Below are 17,352 nucleotides of genomic sequence, written 5' to 3'. Positions count from 1 at the left end.
ATGAACCGTTTCGCTTTCGGTATTGGCTGGCGTATTGTCAGCATTGTCGTCCTGACCGGAGCGATCGTGACCATGTATTTGCGGCAGGCAAATCAATTCTGGCTGTTTCCGACGGCCAGTCTGTTGCTGCTGCTCACGCTGAACCTGTACCAGTATGTGACGGGGCTGAATCGTAAACTCACTCGATTTCTGGAGTCGGTGCGCTATTCTGATTTCGCCGTTGCGTTTCGAACCGATAGTAATCTGGGTCCCTCGTTTGTTGACCTCAACGACCAGTTCAACGAAGTGCTGGATGCGTTTCGGCAGGCACGGGCCGAGAAAGAAGCGAACCTGCACTACGTCAATACCATTGTGCAGCATGTCAGTGTTGGCCTGCTGACGTTCGACGTAGCGGGGCAGGTCGAACTCGTTAATCAAACGGCGCTTCGGCTGCTGGGTATCTACCGGGTACGGACGCTCAGTGATTTAAACGCTACGCACCCCGATCTGGCCGACCTGCTCCGTTCGGCAACGAATGCCTCGGGTCCGGTCATGTACCAGACCGGTACGGATGGCGAATTGTCGGTTCGGTGCACGGCCGTGCGGCTGCGCGGTCGCCTGGTTACCGTTGCTTCGTTACAGAACATCCGGACGGAACTGCAGCAGCGCGAACTTGAAGCCTGGCAAAACCTGACGAAGGTACTGCGGCACGAGATCATGAACTCCATCACGCCGATTGTGTCGCTGGCAAGCACCATGCGCGATATTGTTGAAACCGATTTAGTGCCACTTACAAAAACGGAACAGACGGTAGACCTGGAGAACGGAGGTGCTGACAACGACCTTGTTCTGCCAACGGTCGTTTCCGAATCGATCAGTGACCTGCGCGACGCACTGAGTACCATTGAGCAGCGGGGGGCTGGCGTTATGCGGTTCGTTGATGCGTACCGGCATTTTACCACCATTCCGCAGCCCATTTTTGCCGAGGTGGGTGTTGAGCAGTTGTTACGTCACGTTGCGCAGCTTGCCCAGGCCAATGCGCAGAAAAGCCAGATCACCATCGACATTGCTTCGCCAAACCTGGCCATTCGGGGCGATGCTGCGCAAATCGAAATGGTATTAATTAATCTGCTGAAGAACGCCGTTGAAAGTCTGGAAAAAACGCCGGGTCTGACACCGGCCGACCCATCCATCCGGCTTGAGGCCACTGCCGACGGTCCACACGTCGTAATCCGCGTGGCCGACAACGGTCCTGGCATTGAACCTGAAGCGCTGGAGCAGATTTTTATTCCGTTTTACACGACTAAAAAAACGGGTTCGGGTATCGGGCTAAGTCTGTCGCGGCAAATCATGCAGCTCCACGGTGGCCAGCTTACCGCCGAGTCGACCCCAGGCCAGGGCAGTACGTTCAACATGATTTTCTAACGTTTTTTTGAAAGTATACTGCGGTTTAAACTGCTAGTTTAGTGCGCCCCTAATACGTTGCATGCTGTAGCTGATATTTTCTGATGCCACGGATCATTGACCTTTCCAAACCCATTCGTTTCAATGCCGATGACCCGTGGTTTATGCGGGTAAAGATCAAACACAAGAGCCATAGCAAAGCCCGGTGGCTCATTCGCTTTCTTGGATTGCCGTTTCGGCTGTTTCCAAAAGACTTTCAGGGGTGGGCCGACGATACCATCCAGAAAATGGGTGTCCATTCGACAACGCACCTTGATGCGCCCTGGCATTATGCACCAACCGTTGCGGGACAGCCTGCCAAGACAATCGATCAGATTCCGCTGGATTGGTGTTATGGCGATGGGGTTGTCATTGATGTGAGCCATAAAGCCGATTTTGACCCGATTACTGTTGCCGATTTGCAGGAAGCCTTACAAAAGACGGGGGCTCAGCTTCGCCCGACCATGATCGTATTGATTCGGACAGGCCGCGATACGTTGAACGGTACCAAAGAGTTTGCCGAGAAAGGAACCGGCATGAGCCCGGAAGCCACTCGCTGGCTGATTGATCAGGGCATTAAAGTCATGGGTATCGACCAGTGGGGGTGGGACTTACCCTTACCGTATATGATTCAGCAGGCGAAGCAAAGGCAGGATCGCGACCTGTTCTGGCAGGCGCATCTGGTCGGTCGCGAGCAGGAATACTGCCACATGGAACAGTTGGTTAACCTGGATGCGTTACCGCCCTTCGGCTTTAAAGTATGCGTGTTCCCGCTCAAGATTGTCGGCGCGTCAGCGGCTCCGGCGCGTGTAGTGGCTATTCTGGACGAATAGGCTATTTGGTATACTTATAGCTCTTCTTATTCGCAGTAAACAATTCTTTCTTATCGAATTGAAGGCTAAAGGCAAAGGGTCTATCCTTATGATCTGTAAAATAGAGCACTTTAGCCTTAGGAAGCCCTTTTAATTCGAATAGAATTGGAATAATTGGAACCAGTTCATACTCACCATTCCCCGGCAGGATGAGCCATAGCGTTTTATTCTCTCTGACCTGAACCGTTACATCGCCTTCAGCGGGTACACTCCACGCTTGGTATGTATGTGGGTCATCGCTGATGTTTACGAATTGAGACGGTCTGTTCAGGTTTTTAAATGAGTATTCACCGCTTAACGCGTTGAGATAGCTGGTGTCCCTCATCTTAGCCGCCGTTGAACTGTCCGAATGGTGGGTGATGTAAACAGGGACTTTAATGGGCGTACTCGCTGAATTGGGCGATTGATTACCCAGTTCTACAGCCGGCGATTGAGCATATATAGCCGTAGAAATCAGTACTGAGAAGGACAAGCAGAGCCAGGCGTCCATTTTGATTACGTTGAGACGTTAAAAGCCGTTTATCATTCGCCAAATCGCCTAAAACTAACTTTCCCGCGCCCAGACGATGAAATCCGTTACCGGCGCTTCGGTCAGCATGGGCCGAATGAGCTGCACCACCTGCCCCCGGTGGTAAGCCGCATGGTGACTCATGTGCGTAAGAATGTCGATAATCGTACTTTGATACGACTCCCCGGCCGAGGTAACATACTCGACGGGTCGAAGCAGTTCCGGCTCCGCTAATGCCGTTACGTAACTGACCAGCTGGCGGTGTTGCCGCTCCGCCGTTTCGCCCATCCAGCTAACGGGTATATTTTCCCAAATGGCCACGTACGTAGGTTCCTTAGCAACCCGCCCGAACCAAACTTGCTGGGCCGATAAGACGTGACCCATTACCGCCAGCGCTCTTGCTGGCGGGTTATCTATTGTCTGAAGACTTTCGATGATGCGCTGGTTGGCCCATAGTTCGTAGTTCAGCAGGTGAATTAGAAAGTTTTTCATTGTATACCCCGCTTAATCGCCTGATAGAATGCTTCGGCGACATTCGTCCGTATATTCAACGTACTAATCCGGTTGTTGTTTCGCGTAGGGTACACCCGATTTGATAAAAAAACGTACGACAGGTTATACGCCGGGTCCGGATCAATCCACACGAACGTACCGGTAAAGCCCGAATGACCGAAGCTGGCCTTCGTGGCCGACCGGGGCGCATTACCGGTAAAGGTAAACGACGGCTTCTCGAAGCCGAGCCCGCGCCGGTTACCCAGTTCCGGGAATTGATAACGGGTGAACTCCGCAATGGTCTTAGTCGAAATGAATCGCTGACCCGCGTACGCTCCCTGCTGACGGTACATTTCCATGAGCTTCATCAGATCGTTGGCTGTACCAAACAGGCCCGCATGGCCCGATAGACCGTTGAGCATGGCGGCTCCTTCGTCGTGAACGCGCCCCCAGATCAGGGTTTTGCGGAACAGCGAATCGTATTCTGTCGGCACAATCCGGTTCAGACTGTAGAAACGGCGTGGGTTATACCTCAGCGTTGTTGCGCCCAGTGGGCGGTAAAACGTCGTTTTCAGGTAATCTTCAAAGTCCTCGCCCGTGAGTCGTTTGATAACCTGCGGGTAAAGAATGAACGACAGATCTGAATACACGTATTCTTTTTTCTCGTTCAGGGGGGAGTCTCTGATCTGCTGAAAAATCGTTTTTGGATAGCTCTTATACTCATACAAACTATCCGTAACCTCAATAGGGTAGCGGCTCGACCGTTCATTCTTAAACGTCTTGGGCTTCCACGTACCATCGGGGTTTTTCGTATCCATCCAGAACGGTATCCAGGCTTTTAGCCGGGCCTGGTGCGTCAGAACGTCCCGCCAGACCAGGTTAGCTTTGTTGGATTTTTTCAGGCCGGGCAGGTAATCGGCCATTTTACCGTCCAGATTGAACTTGCCCTCGTCAACCAGCCGCATCAGCGCCGGGGTCGACGTACTGACTTTGGTTACCGAAGCCATATCGAACAGGTCGTCAAGTTGCACCGGTACGGGTTCGGCTCCGAGTGATGCGTCGTAGGTATGCGTACCGTATGCCTTCTGGAAGATTATTTTACCATCTTTGGCCATCTGCACCACACAACCCGGAAACGCGCGCTGGCTGATACCTACGTTCACCAGCGAATCGACCTGACGAGCCAGGAACTGCCCATCGATACCCACCTCTTCGGGGATGGTATACTTGACCCGACCAATGGATTGAACCTGTAAACCGTCGCCTACCCGGAACCGCTGATTGACCGTAACGGGGAGCTTACCCGATGCGCCAATTGCACCAAAGATCAACTGCGCCGATAACTCCTCGGTGTTGTTCGTCAACTGATACGGCATCACAATAGCTCTGGCCTCCTCGATGTTACGTCCCGGTTGCGCCGTGTCGGCCGGGAAGGTCAGCTTATCGAGGGCGTACGCATTGCCGAAGACCGTAACAATGGCTTTGCCAGTCGCCACCAGTTCACTGAGTAAACCGGCAGTTTTGGTCTGCAACCCATAACGCGCAGCGGGACGGATGTTGTTCAGGTGAACATCCACCAGAATCAGGTTGTAGTTCCTCAGTGAATCGCGCACCTGGGCGATGGTCGAGTCGGGCGATTTGGACGTCAGGTTGAAGTGGTTAACCTGCGTGTAATTTCCCGCCATTTGCTGAAAAGCCGTTTGCTTGTCGCTCTCCAGGGCAACCGATGCGATACGTAACGTATCGAGTCGCTGCAGCGGTAAAATATGTTTATCGTTTTTAAGAACGGTCAGGCTGGCCTCGGTCAGTCGGCGATTCAGCAGTTCGTCCTGCACCGAATTCAGATCGCGCACTAAATCGTTCAGCACGATTGGCTTATACCGATCAAGACCCACCCAGGCTTTTGCCCGCAGCACTTTCAGACAGCGCGCATCAATGGACGCCTGCGTAATGCGTCCTTCGGTAATTGCCTGTTTGACCAGTGAAATGGCCGCCGGAACGTCTTCAGTAAATTCCAGCACATCCATGCCGGCTTCCAGGCCAAGTTCATCGGCCCGCCCCGAAGGAAAATACTTCGTTACGCCTTTCATGTTCATGGCGTCCGAAAAAATGAGACCCTGGAAACCCAGTTCATTTCTGAGCAGGTTGGTAACAATGTTGGGCGAGAGCGTGGAAGGCCGGTTGCGGGTGGTGTCTAAAGCCGGAATGCTCAGATGAGCCACCATCACGCCCGCTGCGCCCGCATTTATCAGTTGCCGAAATGGGTAGAGTTCGAGCGAGTCGAGGTCAGCCCGGCTTTTTATAATCAGCGGCAAATCGTAATGCGAATCGGTGCCGGTATCGCCGTGGCCGGGAAAATGCTTGATACTGGTCAGGAGCCGGTTGTCCTGCATCCCCCGCATGTAGGCGAGTGCTTTCCGCGTAACGGCGTATTTGTCTTCGCCAAACGAACGAAAGTTGATGACCGGGTTATTGGGGTTGTTATTCACGTCGACCGACGGCGCAAAATTGACGTGCACGCCCAGCCGGCGAGCCTGACGGGCGAGGTTAGCGCCCATCCGGTAGATCAAACTGTCGTTGCCCTGAATGGCACCCAGGGTCATTTGATACGGGTACCGAACGGTACTGTCGAGCCGCATTGCCAACCCCCACTCCGCGTCCATCGCAATCAGCAGCGGAACGGCCGATAGCGCCTGTAGCCGGTTGGTAAGCTTTGCCTGCCGCATGGGGCCACCCTGAAACATCACCACGCCACCGAGTTTATTGGTGCGCACGAGCGTAACGAGCGAGTCTTCGTAGGCGGGTTTTCGGTTCGAATAGCCCGCTACCATAATCAGCTGGCCAATCCGCTCATCGGGCGTCAGCGTCGCGAAGACCGAGTCGGCCCAGCGGTTCTGCCGTTCTGTGAGTTTGAGAAATGAAGGCGCCTGGGTTTGCGCAAACGCCGAAAGAGATAAACAAAGGCAGACTAAAGCAGAAAGAACAGACCGGCAGAAGGCCATGAGCAAAAAATTGGGTCGTGAAAGGTCAAAAATACGAAAAGTAGCCGAGGGCATGGCTTAAACTTGACAGCCGTCTGCCAGAATTGCCCGGTATGGTCCTGTTATTTAGTATGCGGTTCTGGAGCGTAACGCCTGCCTACTGCGCTACGTGGCGTAGTGCCTGGTCCAGATCGGTGATGAGCAGGGCAGGGTCCTCCAGGCCGATGTAGAGCCGAACCAGCTTGAACCCGTCGTCTTCCGGAGCTGTATCGGAAGCGTAGCCAACGCTGGCCGGAAACACCAGCGATTCATGACCACCCCAAGAAACACCCAGGATAAAGCGCGTCAGCGAATCGGCAAATGTATCGACGTCTTCTAACCGATTGGTATTCAGTTCCAGCGTAATAAGGCCCCCGCAGCCCGCCATCTGCCGACGGGCCAGCTCAACCTGCGGGTGACTATCGGCCAGCGGAAAGTGGACACGACTCACGGCCGGGTGCGTTTCCAGAAACCGGACAATCTGGTGCGCGCTGTCGTTGCTACGTTGCACCCGCAGGGGCAGGGTTCGTAAGCCTCGAATCAGCAGCCAGGCATTTTGCGGGGAAATAATCCCACCCAGCGTCATGTATTCGCCGAAGAAAATCTTCTTCATCATCGCTTTTGTGCCACAAACCACCCCCGCTATTACGTCCGAATGGCCGCCGATGTATTTTGAAGCCGAGTGCATCACCAGATCGATGCCCAATTCAATAGGTCGCTGAAAAAGCGGAGTGCAGTGGCTATTGTCGATCATGGTCAGAATACCGTGCTGCTTCGCCAGTTGGGCTACGGCTGCGAGGTCCTGCAACTCAAACAGCCACGAACTGGGCGATTCGAGGTAAATGATTTTCGTGTTTGGCTGGATAGCCTGCTCAAAATTAGCCAGGTCCGTACCATCGACAAAGGTAGTGGTGACCCCAAATCGGGGCAGGTAGTTAGCCATCAGCTTCTCAGTCCAACTGTAGGGTTTTCTGACGGAGACGATGTGGTCGCCCTGGCTTACATTCGCTAATACTGCAACCGAAATTGCCGCGCTGCCACTCGCCATCACGAGGGCGTCTTCGGCCCCTTCCAGTGCTGCCAGCTTTTTGCGCAGGATCTCGACCGTTGGATTGTTGCCGCGCGTGTAAAAATGGCGTTCGTCTTCGTGGGCCAGATCGGCCCGCATGGTCGCTACGTTGGCGAACGTGAAATTACTGGCCTGAATAACGGGCGGAGCAATGGCGTTGAAGTAGCGCTCGCGCTCTTCGCCAAGCTCATTAAGAATATAGGAAAGATCCAAAAGCGTGAAGCGTTCTAGGTAAGGAAGCCCAAGTTTAAGCAAAAAAGCTGTCCCCAGTACCATTTGGAAGGGATACTGGGGACAGCTAAAGTTGATCAATGCGCAGACTTTTAGCGCTTGTAGCGGCTGCGGTATTCCGGACCAACGCCAAAGCCATAGCCCAGCGTAAGCGTAATGGTTGAGTTATAGATATTTTGCTGGCCCACACCTCCCCGGTAAATAGGCTGGCTCGTAATATCCGCTAGTCCAAAAGTGTAGCGGGCATCAATCAAAAACCGCTGGCGTTCGCCGAAGCCGGGCCAGTTTAACTGAAAGCCAGCCAGTAGACCCAGATCTAAGTTCTTGAAGGCGCTGGAATTGTCAATATCAGGCTGCGAGAATCCGTTGATTTTTTGTTTCGTCACTTTAGCGCTCAGGGGAATCGCCAGGGATGGCCCCAGAAACAGGTTTGGTCTGAACCGGCCGTTTAAGGTCAGAAAGTACCGGAGCGCCACTGGAATCTCCAGGTAGTTAACGTGTTGCTTAAACTCCACTGGAACGTTACCGGGATCAACTCCTTCAAACTTACCCCCGCGCTGCGAATACAGTACGTCGGCTGAAATGCCAAAATGGTTTAGTGAACTGTACATCAGGAAAGCGCCGGCCGCTAAACCTGGCGTTAGTTTATACCCGTTTACGTCGCCACGTAATGTGGATAAATTTAAGCCCACACGAGGCCCCGCACTGAAACGTTGCTGCGCAAAAACGCTTGATATACAGAAAGAAAAAACAAAAAAGGCTGCAATGAATGGACGTAGCGAAATTGAGCGAAACATAGAATGTAATAATAGATTGTTACGCCCCGTTAACGCCTGAGGTTTCACAAATGTTTTAAGCAACCGGGCTACTTTTTAGATTCCGGGCTTATTTTTTGTATTAGCTGGAAGCATTGGCAACGAAAGTTGCCGTTCAGAAAACGAGTATGGCAATTGCTCAGCGCAGGTTGTTAGGCATCGTTAGCCTCATTCCAAACTCCGCTATCGACTGTTCTCCAGCCGATATACCGGGTAGCGATTAAACGTCTTTTCGAAGTAGGGCGTTTGTTTGTAGATGAATTCCAGCTGAACATTGGCGTTTTGGGCGAAAGCTTTGTCGGCCGCTTGCTTGTCGGCTAACTTTTGGCGCAGGGCGGGGTCTTTCCGGAGCAATTCAGCGGCCGTGTCTTCGAAAATGTAATCCGAGAAATATTCTTTCTGGTCGAGAATGCTGTCGAAGAAATTCCAGGTAAAAAACGAGTCGGCGGCCTGGGGTTCCAGCGTTTCGATCAGGTAACGGTTCGCGGGTTGGTTCGTAACAATGAGGTAATCGCCTTTATAAAACTGGATTCGCTGCGACTCCGTCCGAACCTTTACGCCCGAGTGCAGATAGTGCCCTTCGTACGGCCGCTGGCTGGTCCGGTAGTCGTCCAGATAGTAAGCCGACACGCTGATCAGCGTATCCTTGGGTAGCGTCTGCATCCGAACGCCGTTACGTTTCAGCAGGGCAATCACGTCCGACCAGGCCTGCGGAATGACGTAGGCATTGGGTTTCGTCAGTTGAAGATCGGGCACAAAGGTGTTCAGATACGGTATGCGCTTTGTAAAAGGTTTCGTCCGGTCGTAATACAGCCGCTTCAGGCCCGACACTTCACTGGGTTTGTACCCCGCTTCGTAACCACGAAACGTAACGGAGTCTACCTTGCTGCGGTCGAGTCTGTAATTGGTTGCGAACGTAGCCTGCTGGCTTACAGCGGCATCCGCGCGTTGTTTGTTAGCTAGAATCGTTTTGGCGTCACGTTCGCACAGGCGCAGTACAGCCTCGTCAAACGCATAACTGCCCTTTACCCGTGCTGGATAGTTTTTCCACATGTGCGTTTCGAGCGTAAAACCAAAGCAGTTGAACATAGCCGCGTACCCTGTTGTGTAGCGTGGCGAATCGTTATAGCCGAGGAGTCCACTTTCAGGCGTTTCTTTCGGGTGGTTCACGTACGGCGCGGGCGGAAACCCTTTTTCGGTGAGCGCTTTATCCAAATCGGGCTGAAAGGTCTGGGTCATGTAGCCCGATACGACGGGTTGGAGCTTGTCTTTCTGCGTAGCAAAATACGTAACCACGTGCTGATAGTCAGCGCCGTTGCTGGTATGGTTGTCGATAAACACCTGCGGATTCAACTGCTGATACATCGCCTGAAACGAACGCGTATTTTCGGCATCGGCCTTAATGAAATCACGGTTTAAATTCAGGTTTCTGGCATTTCCGCGAAAACCGTACAAATCAGGCCCATTCTGATTCACCCGCGACACACCCCGGTTCAGACTGCCGCCCACGTTGAAAACAGGTACAATAGCCAGCAAGACGTTTTTGGGTAGTTTGTTCGTCAGCAGCAGGTCGCGTGCCAGCATCATGCAGGCATCGATACCTTCCGGCTCGCCGGGGTGAATGCCGTTATTGATCAACAGCGCAACGCGGTTGGGTCGGGCGGTAAATACTTTATCGGACGCAAGCAGGAATACATGCAGCGGCTTTCCGACATCCGTTTTACCCACCTCAATCAGTTTCGCCTGATCAAACTGTTGATCGAGCCGTTGGTAATAGTCAATGATTTCAGTGTACGTAGCGGTTTGGCGGCCCTGACTTCGTTCGTAAGGCGTAGTCCAGTTGGCTTTAGTCTGGGCGAAACCAGCGGTTGAGAATATGGTGAGCAGCAGGTAAAGCTGTTTTTTCATAAGTAAGCCTTTATAAGATACAAAATTATCCGAAATAGCCCAGATCGTTTGCCTAATGATGCAATGGGATATTCAGGATGTTGCCTGGTGTTGAAAAGCTGACGCGAATGAGACCCAACGGTTAGCCGACCGTCTTTAACGTCTGATTCGCGTCGGCAATATTATCGACCAACACAAAGCTTATCAAGCTATTTATTTCCCAGCCTTTCAAACTCGTTGAACAGGCCAAGGAGGCTATTGAGAGAATCGGGGGAGTGGAGCATGGCCGTTGAATTCAATGTCATTTGTGCGATTTCGGCAGCTCTGGCCCGCATGTATTTTTCGTAGTGAGCAATGGCCGACTGGACATCTGGAAATGCAGTACTAATCAGGCATTCGCTTAATTCCAGGGCATCCTGCATCGCCATGTTAACACCCTCACCGGCATAGGGTGGCATCAGGTGAGCCGCATCCCCCAGCATCGTAAGGTTCGGTAAGGCTTCCCAGGATTGATCTGACGGCATACAGTACTGGGGACGAGGAACAAAATGCGGCTCTGCCTGTTCGAACAGCTCAGTCCAGACAGGTGCCCAACCCGCAAATTCGGTTTGGAACCAGGCCAATACCTGCGCATTGTCGGTAAAATCAAGGCCGCATGTAGCCGCCCAGGATTCGTCAGTTTTGCAGCCTGTATAGAAAGCCAGACTACCGTCGCCTTTGGAACTCACGATCAATGATTTGCTGTCGTCCAACACGAATAGTTTTCCGCCTTTCAAGAGCTTATGAATGGTCGGAGCAGCCGTTTCTGAATGATAAACCGCGCCTTCTACGATAGTAATGCCCGCGTAAAACGGTGTAACAGACGTAATCAGCGGACGAATTCTGGAGTTTGCTCCATCGGCAGCAATCACAATATCGGCTTTGGCTGAGCTACCATTTTTGAAATTAAGTTTCCAGCCATTACCCAGCGGACTCATCGAGACAAACTGACTGTTCCAGACAACAGTATCGGGTTGTAAAGAGTCCAGTAAGATGTTTCGCAATGGTCCGCGGTCAATCTCCGGACGACCTTCCTCGAACGAGTTCCGCTCGTGGTCATCAAATCGGATACCTGCCTGTTTGTCCAGCACACGTAACTGGCCAGCTCCGGGACGGTAATTCACCCAAAAGGCGTCGATCAATCCGGCTTTACGCAGGGCTTCCAGGCCAGATTCTTCGTGCAAATCAAGGGTAGCGCCCTGCACACGAGCGGCTCTGGTTGTATCTCGTTCAAAGACCGTTACGTTAGCGCCGTTCAGTTGTAACAGTCTGGCCAGTGTGAGGCCACCCGGACCTCCGCCTACAATCGCGATGTGTTTATTAGTTAGTAGCATTGCCGTTTTAACTGATAAGTAGTTGACGGCACAAAGCTATTTTTGGGGTAGGGTAGAAAATTGTATAAATCGGTCGTTGGCGTTCCTGGCCAGTTCTTTGGGCGTAACGCCGGAATAGCGCTTAACTTCTTTAATGAAGTGCGCCTGATCCGTGAAGTTTTGTTCAGGAAAGAGTTTGCCTTCTTTGATCTGACCGAACGAGGCCCGGTAGCGCAGAATGTTGCAATACGCCTTTACGGACAGGCCAAACCACTGATTAAAATATCGATTGAGCTGGCGGCTGCTCCACTGAATGGAATCGGAAAGCTCTTTGATGGTGACTGCCCCGTTGGCTGCATACATCAGGTTGAATAACTTTCGCTTTCGTTCATCGACGTCGGCATCAAGCAGCCCTTTCATTTTCTCGGATACTTTATCACAAAACTGATCGAAGTCGGTGAGGTCGTCGTCGGTTAGGCCCCAGAAATCGGCTGGCAGCGATTGAACTTCGTTGATCAGTGAGGATATCTTTGTTTGAAGGATGTACTCAACGCCGAGCGGCTTGAAGCTGACCGCAAAAATGACCGAGTCAGGAGCCAGCGTACCGGGTGAAGCTTCGCTGCCTAAGCCCAGAAGTACTACGTGATAGGGTTCAACGGCAGAAACCGAAAAGAAGATATCGATTCGGCCGTCGGGGAGCACAACCACAGCCTGTTCGTCGGCAGAATGATTGGCAAGCATCCAAAGGCTTTCGACAAAATCGGCTAACTGTGGCGCAGGCTTGCTGATTCGATAGTCGATGTTGCGGGCTGTCATAGTAGAACAGGTTGACTACGTATAACCCGCGCTGGGTTTGTGCACAGATACTCACTAGCTCTGCCTGTAGCCATATCTTGACGAGTCGGTAAAAACGCCTTGCTTATTGTACGCTTTGGGAAACGAAAGAGATTTTCGCTGGCTATTCAGTAATTGTCGTTCTATCGCCGTGGGACTTGGGTTCCGAAATAACGAGAAAATGCAAATTGTCTGCTCCGTGATTCGAGATTTTGTGCCGTTGATTTGGTTTGATGTGCACACCTTCGTTGGCCTTTACGTGAATGATCTCTCCCTCCACGTCAAACGTGGCAACCCCGTCTAGCACATAAAAGAACTGTTGAGCTTTGTGATGAACATGTAATGCCTCGCTTGTATTGGGCGGCATGCGTTCCTGAATAACGCTAAGTGTATCGGTTTTTACTAAATGCCATCCGTCACAGTGGTTACCCCATGTGTACTGTTCAGCTGTTTGTTCACTAACCTTCTCCATCTAATAAGCTACTAGCTAGCCTTGATAAAAGAACCGCCAATTGTCAAATTACTAACGTGCCGGGCAGGTGCTACCAGACTGGTGTGCGGTTTTGGGGTCTTGATGGGACGCTTCGGCGCAAAAAAGATAAAGTAAATAGCCATTGCCAGCATAAACAGAATGGCTGCGGTGGTTGTCGCAATCCAGAGTGGCCAGAGCCGTTTTTTTGTAGCCGACTCGTGAATTCGGTTGTGCAGGGCGTCACGTAGACTGGCCAGTTGTTCGGCCGTCGGCGTGGCGGTTTGCTGCATGGCTTCCAGACCGGCCAGCGCATCGGCGTAAAACGGATCTTCGAGCAGTAAGCGCTCCACACGATACCGTGCCGGGCCGCTTAGCCGTCCATCCTGATAAGCCTTCAGGTCATCGAAAGTCAATTGTTCGTTCATAGTACTGCGGCACAACAGGCCGAGGAAATCACATACCGCCAGTCAAAACCAGCGTTATTTACTCATACAAATTTTCAACATTCGGCGGCCATTTTGCAAATAACTCTTCACCTGTTTTAAATCGTAACCGGTTAGGGTAGCTACCTCGGTGTAGGTTTTACGATCCAGGTAAAACAGGGTGAGGCAGGTTCGCTGCTCAATCGGCAACGTTTGCAAGCAGGCCTCCATTCGGCTCAGGTCTTCTTCCAGGTCCGGCTCCTCGTCGAGGGGTATGTTCACCGACGAGGCTCGCTCATCGTTCGCTGGCCGATCGAGCAGACCGGCATCTCGATCGTCAAGGCTGGCCATTACGTGCGTTTTTCGGCTCCGCAGCTGCATCAGGCAGTAGTTTCGGGCTACACTGTGAAGCCAGGCCTGAAACTGCTGCACATCGTGTCGGCGCAAATCGGCGATCAACTGTTCGAACAGATGCATCACCGCATCTTTGGCCTCCTCTTCGTCGCGCAGATAATTATAGCAAACGGCGTAGACCAGTTCCATGTGCCGCTCATACAGCTCACCCAATACCGCCAGATCGCCCGTGGCCCGGTAGGCCGCGACGTACTCGGCGTCGGTAGAGGGTTTGTGCTTGCGGAACCGTTTCAGGAACATACGCTGTCTGACTGCTTACCAGTAAGATGCAGAAATCGCCCTGATTCCACACCAGTCTGTTTATAAAAATAACTGGAACTACATACTGAAACGGGCTTAGCCCGGCAGCAGGCAGTTTACTGAGTTTAAGTACCGAGACGTCTGCCATTTCGTTCGAGCCAATCAACCTTGGTCCCTCGGCGGTATCTCACTAAGTCGATAAGGCTGAGGGCTTATAACCTAAGCCCTTAGATAGGCGTTACGTAGTCATACTAAACAATCAACGTTATGAAACTTCCCCTGTTGTTTGCTGCTGTCATGAGTGTATGTTTTGCTACTGCTGCCTTCGCGCAGAGCAATCAATCGCCGGAGATGCAGCAGTCTACCTCTACCCAGGATCGCCGGGCGGCCAATCCACCCCGGCCAAAACTGAAGAAACAAAGTCAGCAGCAGCGCTCGCGGATGGAATCTGGTTTAGACACCACGCTGCCCAAAGATCGCAAGCAAAAGCGACTGCGGCCCGATTCGCTTCGGCGGGGTGGTGCCACGCGGGTTGATACGGTTCGCCGATAACCGTTTGTACATGCTCATAGCTTTAAACAAATTAGGACCCCTGCCAGTCCTGTTTAGCAACGAACAACGACAATGGTATGATTAAAATAATGATGGCAGCCCTGCTGACGACTTCCGTAGCAGTGGCTCAGACAACCCCTCAGAACGCGAAAGGGAACGCAACGAACGCAACGACAAGCACTGGCCCTAAAGGCGCATCAGCTGCAAAGTCGGCATCAACGTCAAAAACACCAGCTTCGGGCACTGAACCGTCTCGTCCGCTGCCGGAACATTCGTTAAAGACGAAGCTGAAAAACGACAACACGAGTAACCCGAATTACAACCTCGAAAAAGCACGGAGCGACCGGGGCACGAAGCGGGAATACACCCCCCGCCGTACGGAATCGGGTGCCCGGAAAGATACCATGGACCGGCGTAAATCGTCGTAGCTCACATCTTTCAAGGCATATTCAAATACCCCCAACCTCCCCTGGTAGGGGAGGTTGGGGGTACAACAGAGGTGGGCTTTCTGCCTAGCCTGCCTCTGTTCATATTAATTTTTTTTCTGGCGTTCGGCTTTTCGTTCCTCGCGCTTTGCTTTTCGGTCCGCCTTTCGTTCTTCGCGCTTTTCTTTCCGTTCCGCCTTTCGCTCGGCACGCGCTGCCTTAAAGTCGTCTTTAACGGTTTTCAGCGCATCCTGAAACGTAATGTTGTTGTCAATTTCGCCCTTGAAGGCTTCGATATAAGCGTTACGTAACAAACCGAAGACCGTCGGCCATACTGCCGTTTCTACGTTCTCAACCGTGCCTGATATCGGTACGCGGGTGGCTACCTGATCCTTGCGGGGGTTAGTCAGTATACTGGACCCCGCCTGGGCCAACAGTTCGGTGAAGAATTTGCCAACCGAGCGGCCTTCGTGCTCATTCAGCTTGAAAATCTTCATGTCCTTGGTCAGCGGCTTGATGTAGCCGTTGAAACGACTATCGTACATGGCCATTTCGCTGAAGACACTCACAGTGCCGCGCTCGAAGTCAACGTTGGCGTATTCACGGGCAAGGTTGTTGATTTTTACGAGTTGAACGTCGGTGAACTTCATGTTGTAATCGAAGTCAGGCATGACCTTTAGCAGATTCATGTTCGCCGAGAAGTCCAGCTTACCGCCATAACCCGGCGCATCGGCGGTGGCGATGACCGGCGAGGGGAGTTTCTTGTTCGCGTCATCCACGTTTCGGATGTTACGTAGTTCGGCGTTGAAGTTTTGCAGCGAAAGGTCGGCACGCGGACTCGTAACCAGACTGGTGAGATCGATTTTACCATTAATGACGGCGAAGCGGTTGATGCTGATGGGGAGCAGCTTTTTCAGATAAGCCGTCCAGTCGACTTCGGCCCCGGTCTGGCTGCTGGCTTCGTCGTTGCTGAAAGCGAAATTAAGCTCTGGCTCGTAGGCTTCAACCTCACTCACCAGCTTACCCTTAAAGAGTGATTTCCACTCGACCGACAAATCCGTTTTGGGCATGTACAGGAATGGCTCTTTGATTTTGCCATTGACCTTACGGATGCGCAGTTCATCAATCTGGTAAGCTCCCCGAATCAGTTGAATGTCGATGTCTTCAACGTGACCTGTGTATTCGCCCATGTCGGCCAGCGTTTTATTGACGTACTTCAAGACGAAGTACGGCAGCAGGAGCCGCGCGACTACGAGCAGGACAACAAGTACTACGAGAATTTTGGTTGTGCGTTTCAAAACGTTGAGTGATTTGGTGTAACGTTCTGATAAACGCAAAAAGAGGGGTGGGGGTTGGATATGGGCCGAACATGTGTAGCAATGCCGTGGGGGAAGTGAATTCGTTTGCTACTTCATCCACGGCATTGTCAGACTAGTTTATCGGCTGCCCGGCGCAAACTTGCGGCCGTTCAACGTCGTGTATTTGAAATCGCTGGAGCCGCTGAATGTGACCTCGTCGAAGTTGGTTCCGCGTGGGAAGTGGGTGTATTTGAAATCGGCGTTACCAGAAAACCGGGCCTGGCTGAAATTGACGCCTTCCTCGAATTTGGTGTATTTAAAGTCGGCTGATCGTTCAAAACGGGCTTTCTGAAAGGTCGATTCTTCGTTGAAATGCGTGTACTTGAAATCAGCGTAGCCCCGAAACGACGACCCGCTGAAATTAGCCGCATCCTTAAACTTGGTGTATTTGAAGAGGGCTTCTTCGCGGAACGTATTACCCGCAAACATGGCCCGCTGGGCAAACGTTGAGTACTTAAAGGCCGCGTTGTCTTCGAACTGGCAGTTCTCAATCGTTACGGCTTCGTCGAAATTGGCGTTGTAAACTTTATTGCCGCCTTTGCTTAACTTAAAATCTTCCGAGATATACGCCAGAAACTTACCACTGAACGTGCAGTTACGGAACGTAAGCGGAACCTCTACCGTGCTGAGGTATTGTTGGGAATCACCCCAGCCGCCTTCGCGTACCTCCCGGCGATTAGCCAGATTAGTCAGATCAAGGTCGCCAGTTATGGTTACGTCCTGATACGAAACTGGTTCTTTACGGTTGATCTTGTCGATGATCTCACGAGCCGTAACTGTCTTTTGCGCTAGTGATGGTGCCAGTGCTGTAAAGGCTATCAGAAGGGTAGTAAGAAGGGTTTTCATAGAATGTTGCTGTGTTGTTTGGCGTAAAGATGCAGGCTGCCAAACAAAGGTTGCGTAGAGGGTAAAACAAAACCGCCGAACTCTTGAAACGAGTTCGGCGGTTTTGTCAGCGAAGTGTGTT

At 52.0% G+C, this 17,352-nt stretch carries 17 protein-coding genes; 4 read left to right on the top strand and 13 right to left on the bottom strand.

Going from position 1 to position 17,352, the window contains the following annotated elements:
• Together ACYVBJ_RS04585 and ACYVBJ_RS04580 are read left to right on the top strand one after the other, a co-directional pair.
• Nucleotides 1–1,404, top strand: coding sequence for a sensor histidine kinase (locus ACYVBJ_RS04585; RefSeq protein ID WP_460981110.1), 1,404 nt, complete (start codon nucleotides 1–3; stop codon nucleotides 1,402–1,404).
• Between the two features lie 83 nt (nucleotides 1,405–1,487).
• On the top strand, nucleotides 1,488–2,255 hold the full coding sequence (locus ACYVBJ_RS04580; RefSeq protein ID WP_460981109.1) for a cyclase family protein: 768 nt from the start codon (nucleotides 1,488–1,490) through the stop codon (nucleotides 2,253–2,255).
• 1 nt (nucleotide 2,256) lies between these two features.
• On the opposite strand, the gene ACYVBJ_RS04575 is transcribed toward ACYVBJ_RS04580, so the two are convergent.
• The 11 genes from ACYVBJ_RS04575 to ACYVBJ_RS04525 all read right to left on the bottom strand — a co-directional run bounded on the left by ACYVBJ_RS04575 (nucleotide 2,257) and on the right by ACYVBJ_RS04525 (nucleotide 14,050).
• Entirely contained in the window at nucleotides 2,257–2,784 is a 528-nt protein-coding gene (locus tag ACYVBJ_RS04575) for a hypothetical protein (protein ID WP_460981108.1), read from the bottom strand.
• A 54-nt stretch (nucleotides 2,785–2,838) separates the two neighbouring features.
• The gene (locus tag ACYVBJ_RS04570; protein WP_460981107.1) at nucleotides 2,839–3,294 is read right to left on the bottom strand and encodes a DinB family protein; all 456 of its coding nucleotides are present in this window, start codon (nucleotides 3,292–3,294) and stop codon (nucleotides 2,839–2,841) included.
• Nucleotides 3,291–6,296: a glycoside hydrolase family 3 N-terminal domain-containing protein gene (locus ACYVBJ_RS04565; protein WP_460981106.1), complete on the bottom strand. Its 3,006-nt coding sequence runs from the start codon at nucleotides 6,294–6,296 to the stop codon at nucleotides 3,291–3,293. The genes ACYVBJ_RS04570 and ACYVBJ_RS04565 overlap by 4 nt, the downstream gene beginning before the upstream one ends.
• Before the next feature lie 136 nt (nucleotides 6,297–6,432).
• On the bottom strand, nucleotides 6,433–7,596 hold the full coding sequence (locus ACYVBJ_RS04560) for a trans-sulfuration enzyme family protein (protein ID WP_460981105.1): 1,164 nt from the start codon (nucleotides 7,594–7,596) through the stop codon (nucleotides 6,433–6,435).
• A gap of 110 nt (nucleotides 7,597–7,706) precedes the next feature.
• Complete coding sequence (locus tag ACYVBJ_RS04555; RefSeq protein ID WP_460981104.1) at nucleotides 7,707–8,411, bottom strand: porin family protein; 705 nt, start codon at nucleotides 8,409–8,411, stop codon at nucleotides 7,707–7,709.
• 201 nt (nucleotides 8,412–8,612) lie between these two features.
• Complete coding sequence (locus ACYVBJ_RS04550; protein WP_460981103.1) at nucleotides 8,613–10,337, bottom strand: M14 family metallopeptidase; 1,725 nt, start codon at nucleotides 10,335–10,337, stop codon at nucleotides 8,613–8,615.
• Nucleotides 10,338–10,525: 188 nt separating this feature from the next.
• Complete coding sequence (locus ACYVBJ_RS04545) at nucleotides 10,526–11,689, bottom strand: FAD-dependent oxidoreductase (protein ID WP_460981102.1); 1,164 nt, start codon at nucleotides 11,687–11,689, stop codon at nucleotides 10,526–10,528.
• Nucleotides 11,690–11,725: 36 nt separating this feature from the next.
• Nucleotides 11,726–12,484: a helix-turn-helix domain-containing protein gene (locus tag ACYVBJ_RS04540; protein ID WP_460981101.1), complete on the bottom strand. Its 759-nt coding sequence runs from the start codon at nucleotides 12,482–12,484 to the stop codon at nucleotides 11,726–11,728.
• Between the two features lie 142 nt (nucleotides 12,485–12,626).
• On the bottom strand, nucleotides 12,627–12,974 hold the full coding sequence (locus ACYVBJ_RS04535; RefSeq protein WP_460981100.1) for a cupin domain-containing protein: 348 nt from the start codon (nucleotides 12,972–12,974) through the stop codon (nucleotides 12,627–12,629).
• Nucleotides 12,975–12,985: 11 nt separating this feature from the next.
• Nucleotides 12,986–13,399 carry a hypothetical protein gene (locus ACYVBJ_RS04530; protein WP_460981099.1) on the bottom strand — a complete coding sequence of 138 codons (414 nt, stop codon included), beginning with the start codon at nucleotides 13,397–13,399 and terminating at the stop codon, nucleotides 12,986–12,988.
• Between the two features lie 54 nt (nucleotides 13,400–13,453).
• The gene (locus tag ACYVBJ_RS04525) at nucleotides 13,454–14,050 is read right to left on the bottom strand and encodes an RNA polymerase sigma factor (RefSeq protein WP_460981098.1); all 597 of its coding nucleotides are present in this window, start codon (nucleotides 14,048–14,050) and stop codon (nucleotides 13,454–13,456) included.
• 267 nt (nucleotides 14,051–14,317) lie between these two features.
• Here ACYVBJ_RS04525 and ACYVBJ_RS04520 point away from each other — a divergent pair, with 267 nt between their 5' ends.
• Together ACYVBJ_RS04520 and ACYVBJ_RS04515 are read left to right on the top strand one after the other, a co-directional pair.
• Entirely contained in the window at nucleotides 14,318–14,602 is a 285-nt protein-coding gene (locus tag ACYVBJ_RS04520) for a hypothetical protein (RefSeq protein ID WP_460981097.1), read from the top strand.
• Between the two features lie 77 nt (nucleotides 14,603–14,679).
• Complete coding sequence (locus ACYVBJ_RS04515) at nucleotides 14,680–15,030, top strand: hypothetical protein (RefSeq protein WP_460981096.1); 351 nt, start codon at nucleotides 14,680–14,682, stop codon at nucleotides 15,028–15,030.
• Between the two features lie 104 nt (nucleotides 15,031–15,134).
• Here ACYVBJ_RS04515 and ACYVBJ_RS04510 read toward each other — a convergent pair whose 3' ends face one another.
• Together ACYVBJ_RS04510 and ACYVBJ_RS04505 are read right to left on the bottom strand one after the other, a co-directional pair.
• Nucleotides 15,135–16,325: a DUF748 domain-containing protein gene (locus ACYVBJ_RS04510; protein ID WP_460981095.1), complete on the bottom strand. Its 1,191-nt coding sequence runs from the start codon at nucleotides 16,323–16,325 to the stop codon at nucleotides 15,135–15,137.
• A 138-nt stretch (nucleotides 16,326–16,463) separates the two neighbouring features.
• Nucleotides 16,464–17,231, bottom strand: a complete 768-nt coding sequence (locus ACYVBJ_RS04505) for a pentapeptide repeat-containing protein (protein ID WP_460981094.1) — start codon at nucleotides 17,229–17,231, stop codon at nucleotides 16,464–16,466.
• Nucleotides 17,232–17,352: the final 121 nt, after the last annotated feature.

Source organism: Spirosoma fluminis (assembly GCF_054778895.1).
This window is presented reverse-complemented; position numbering and strand designations above follow the sequence as displayed.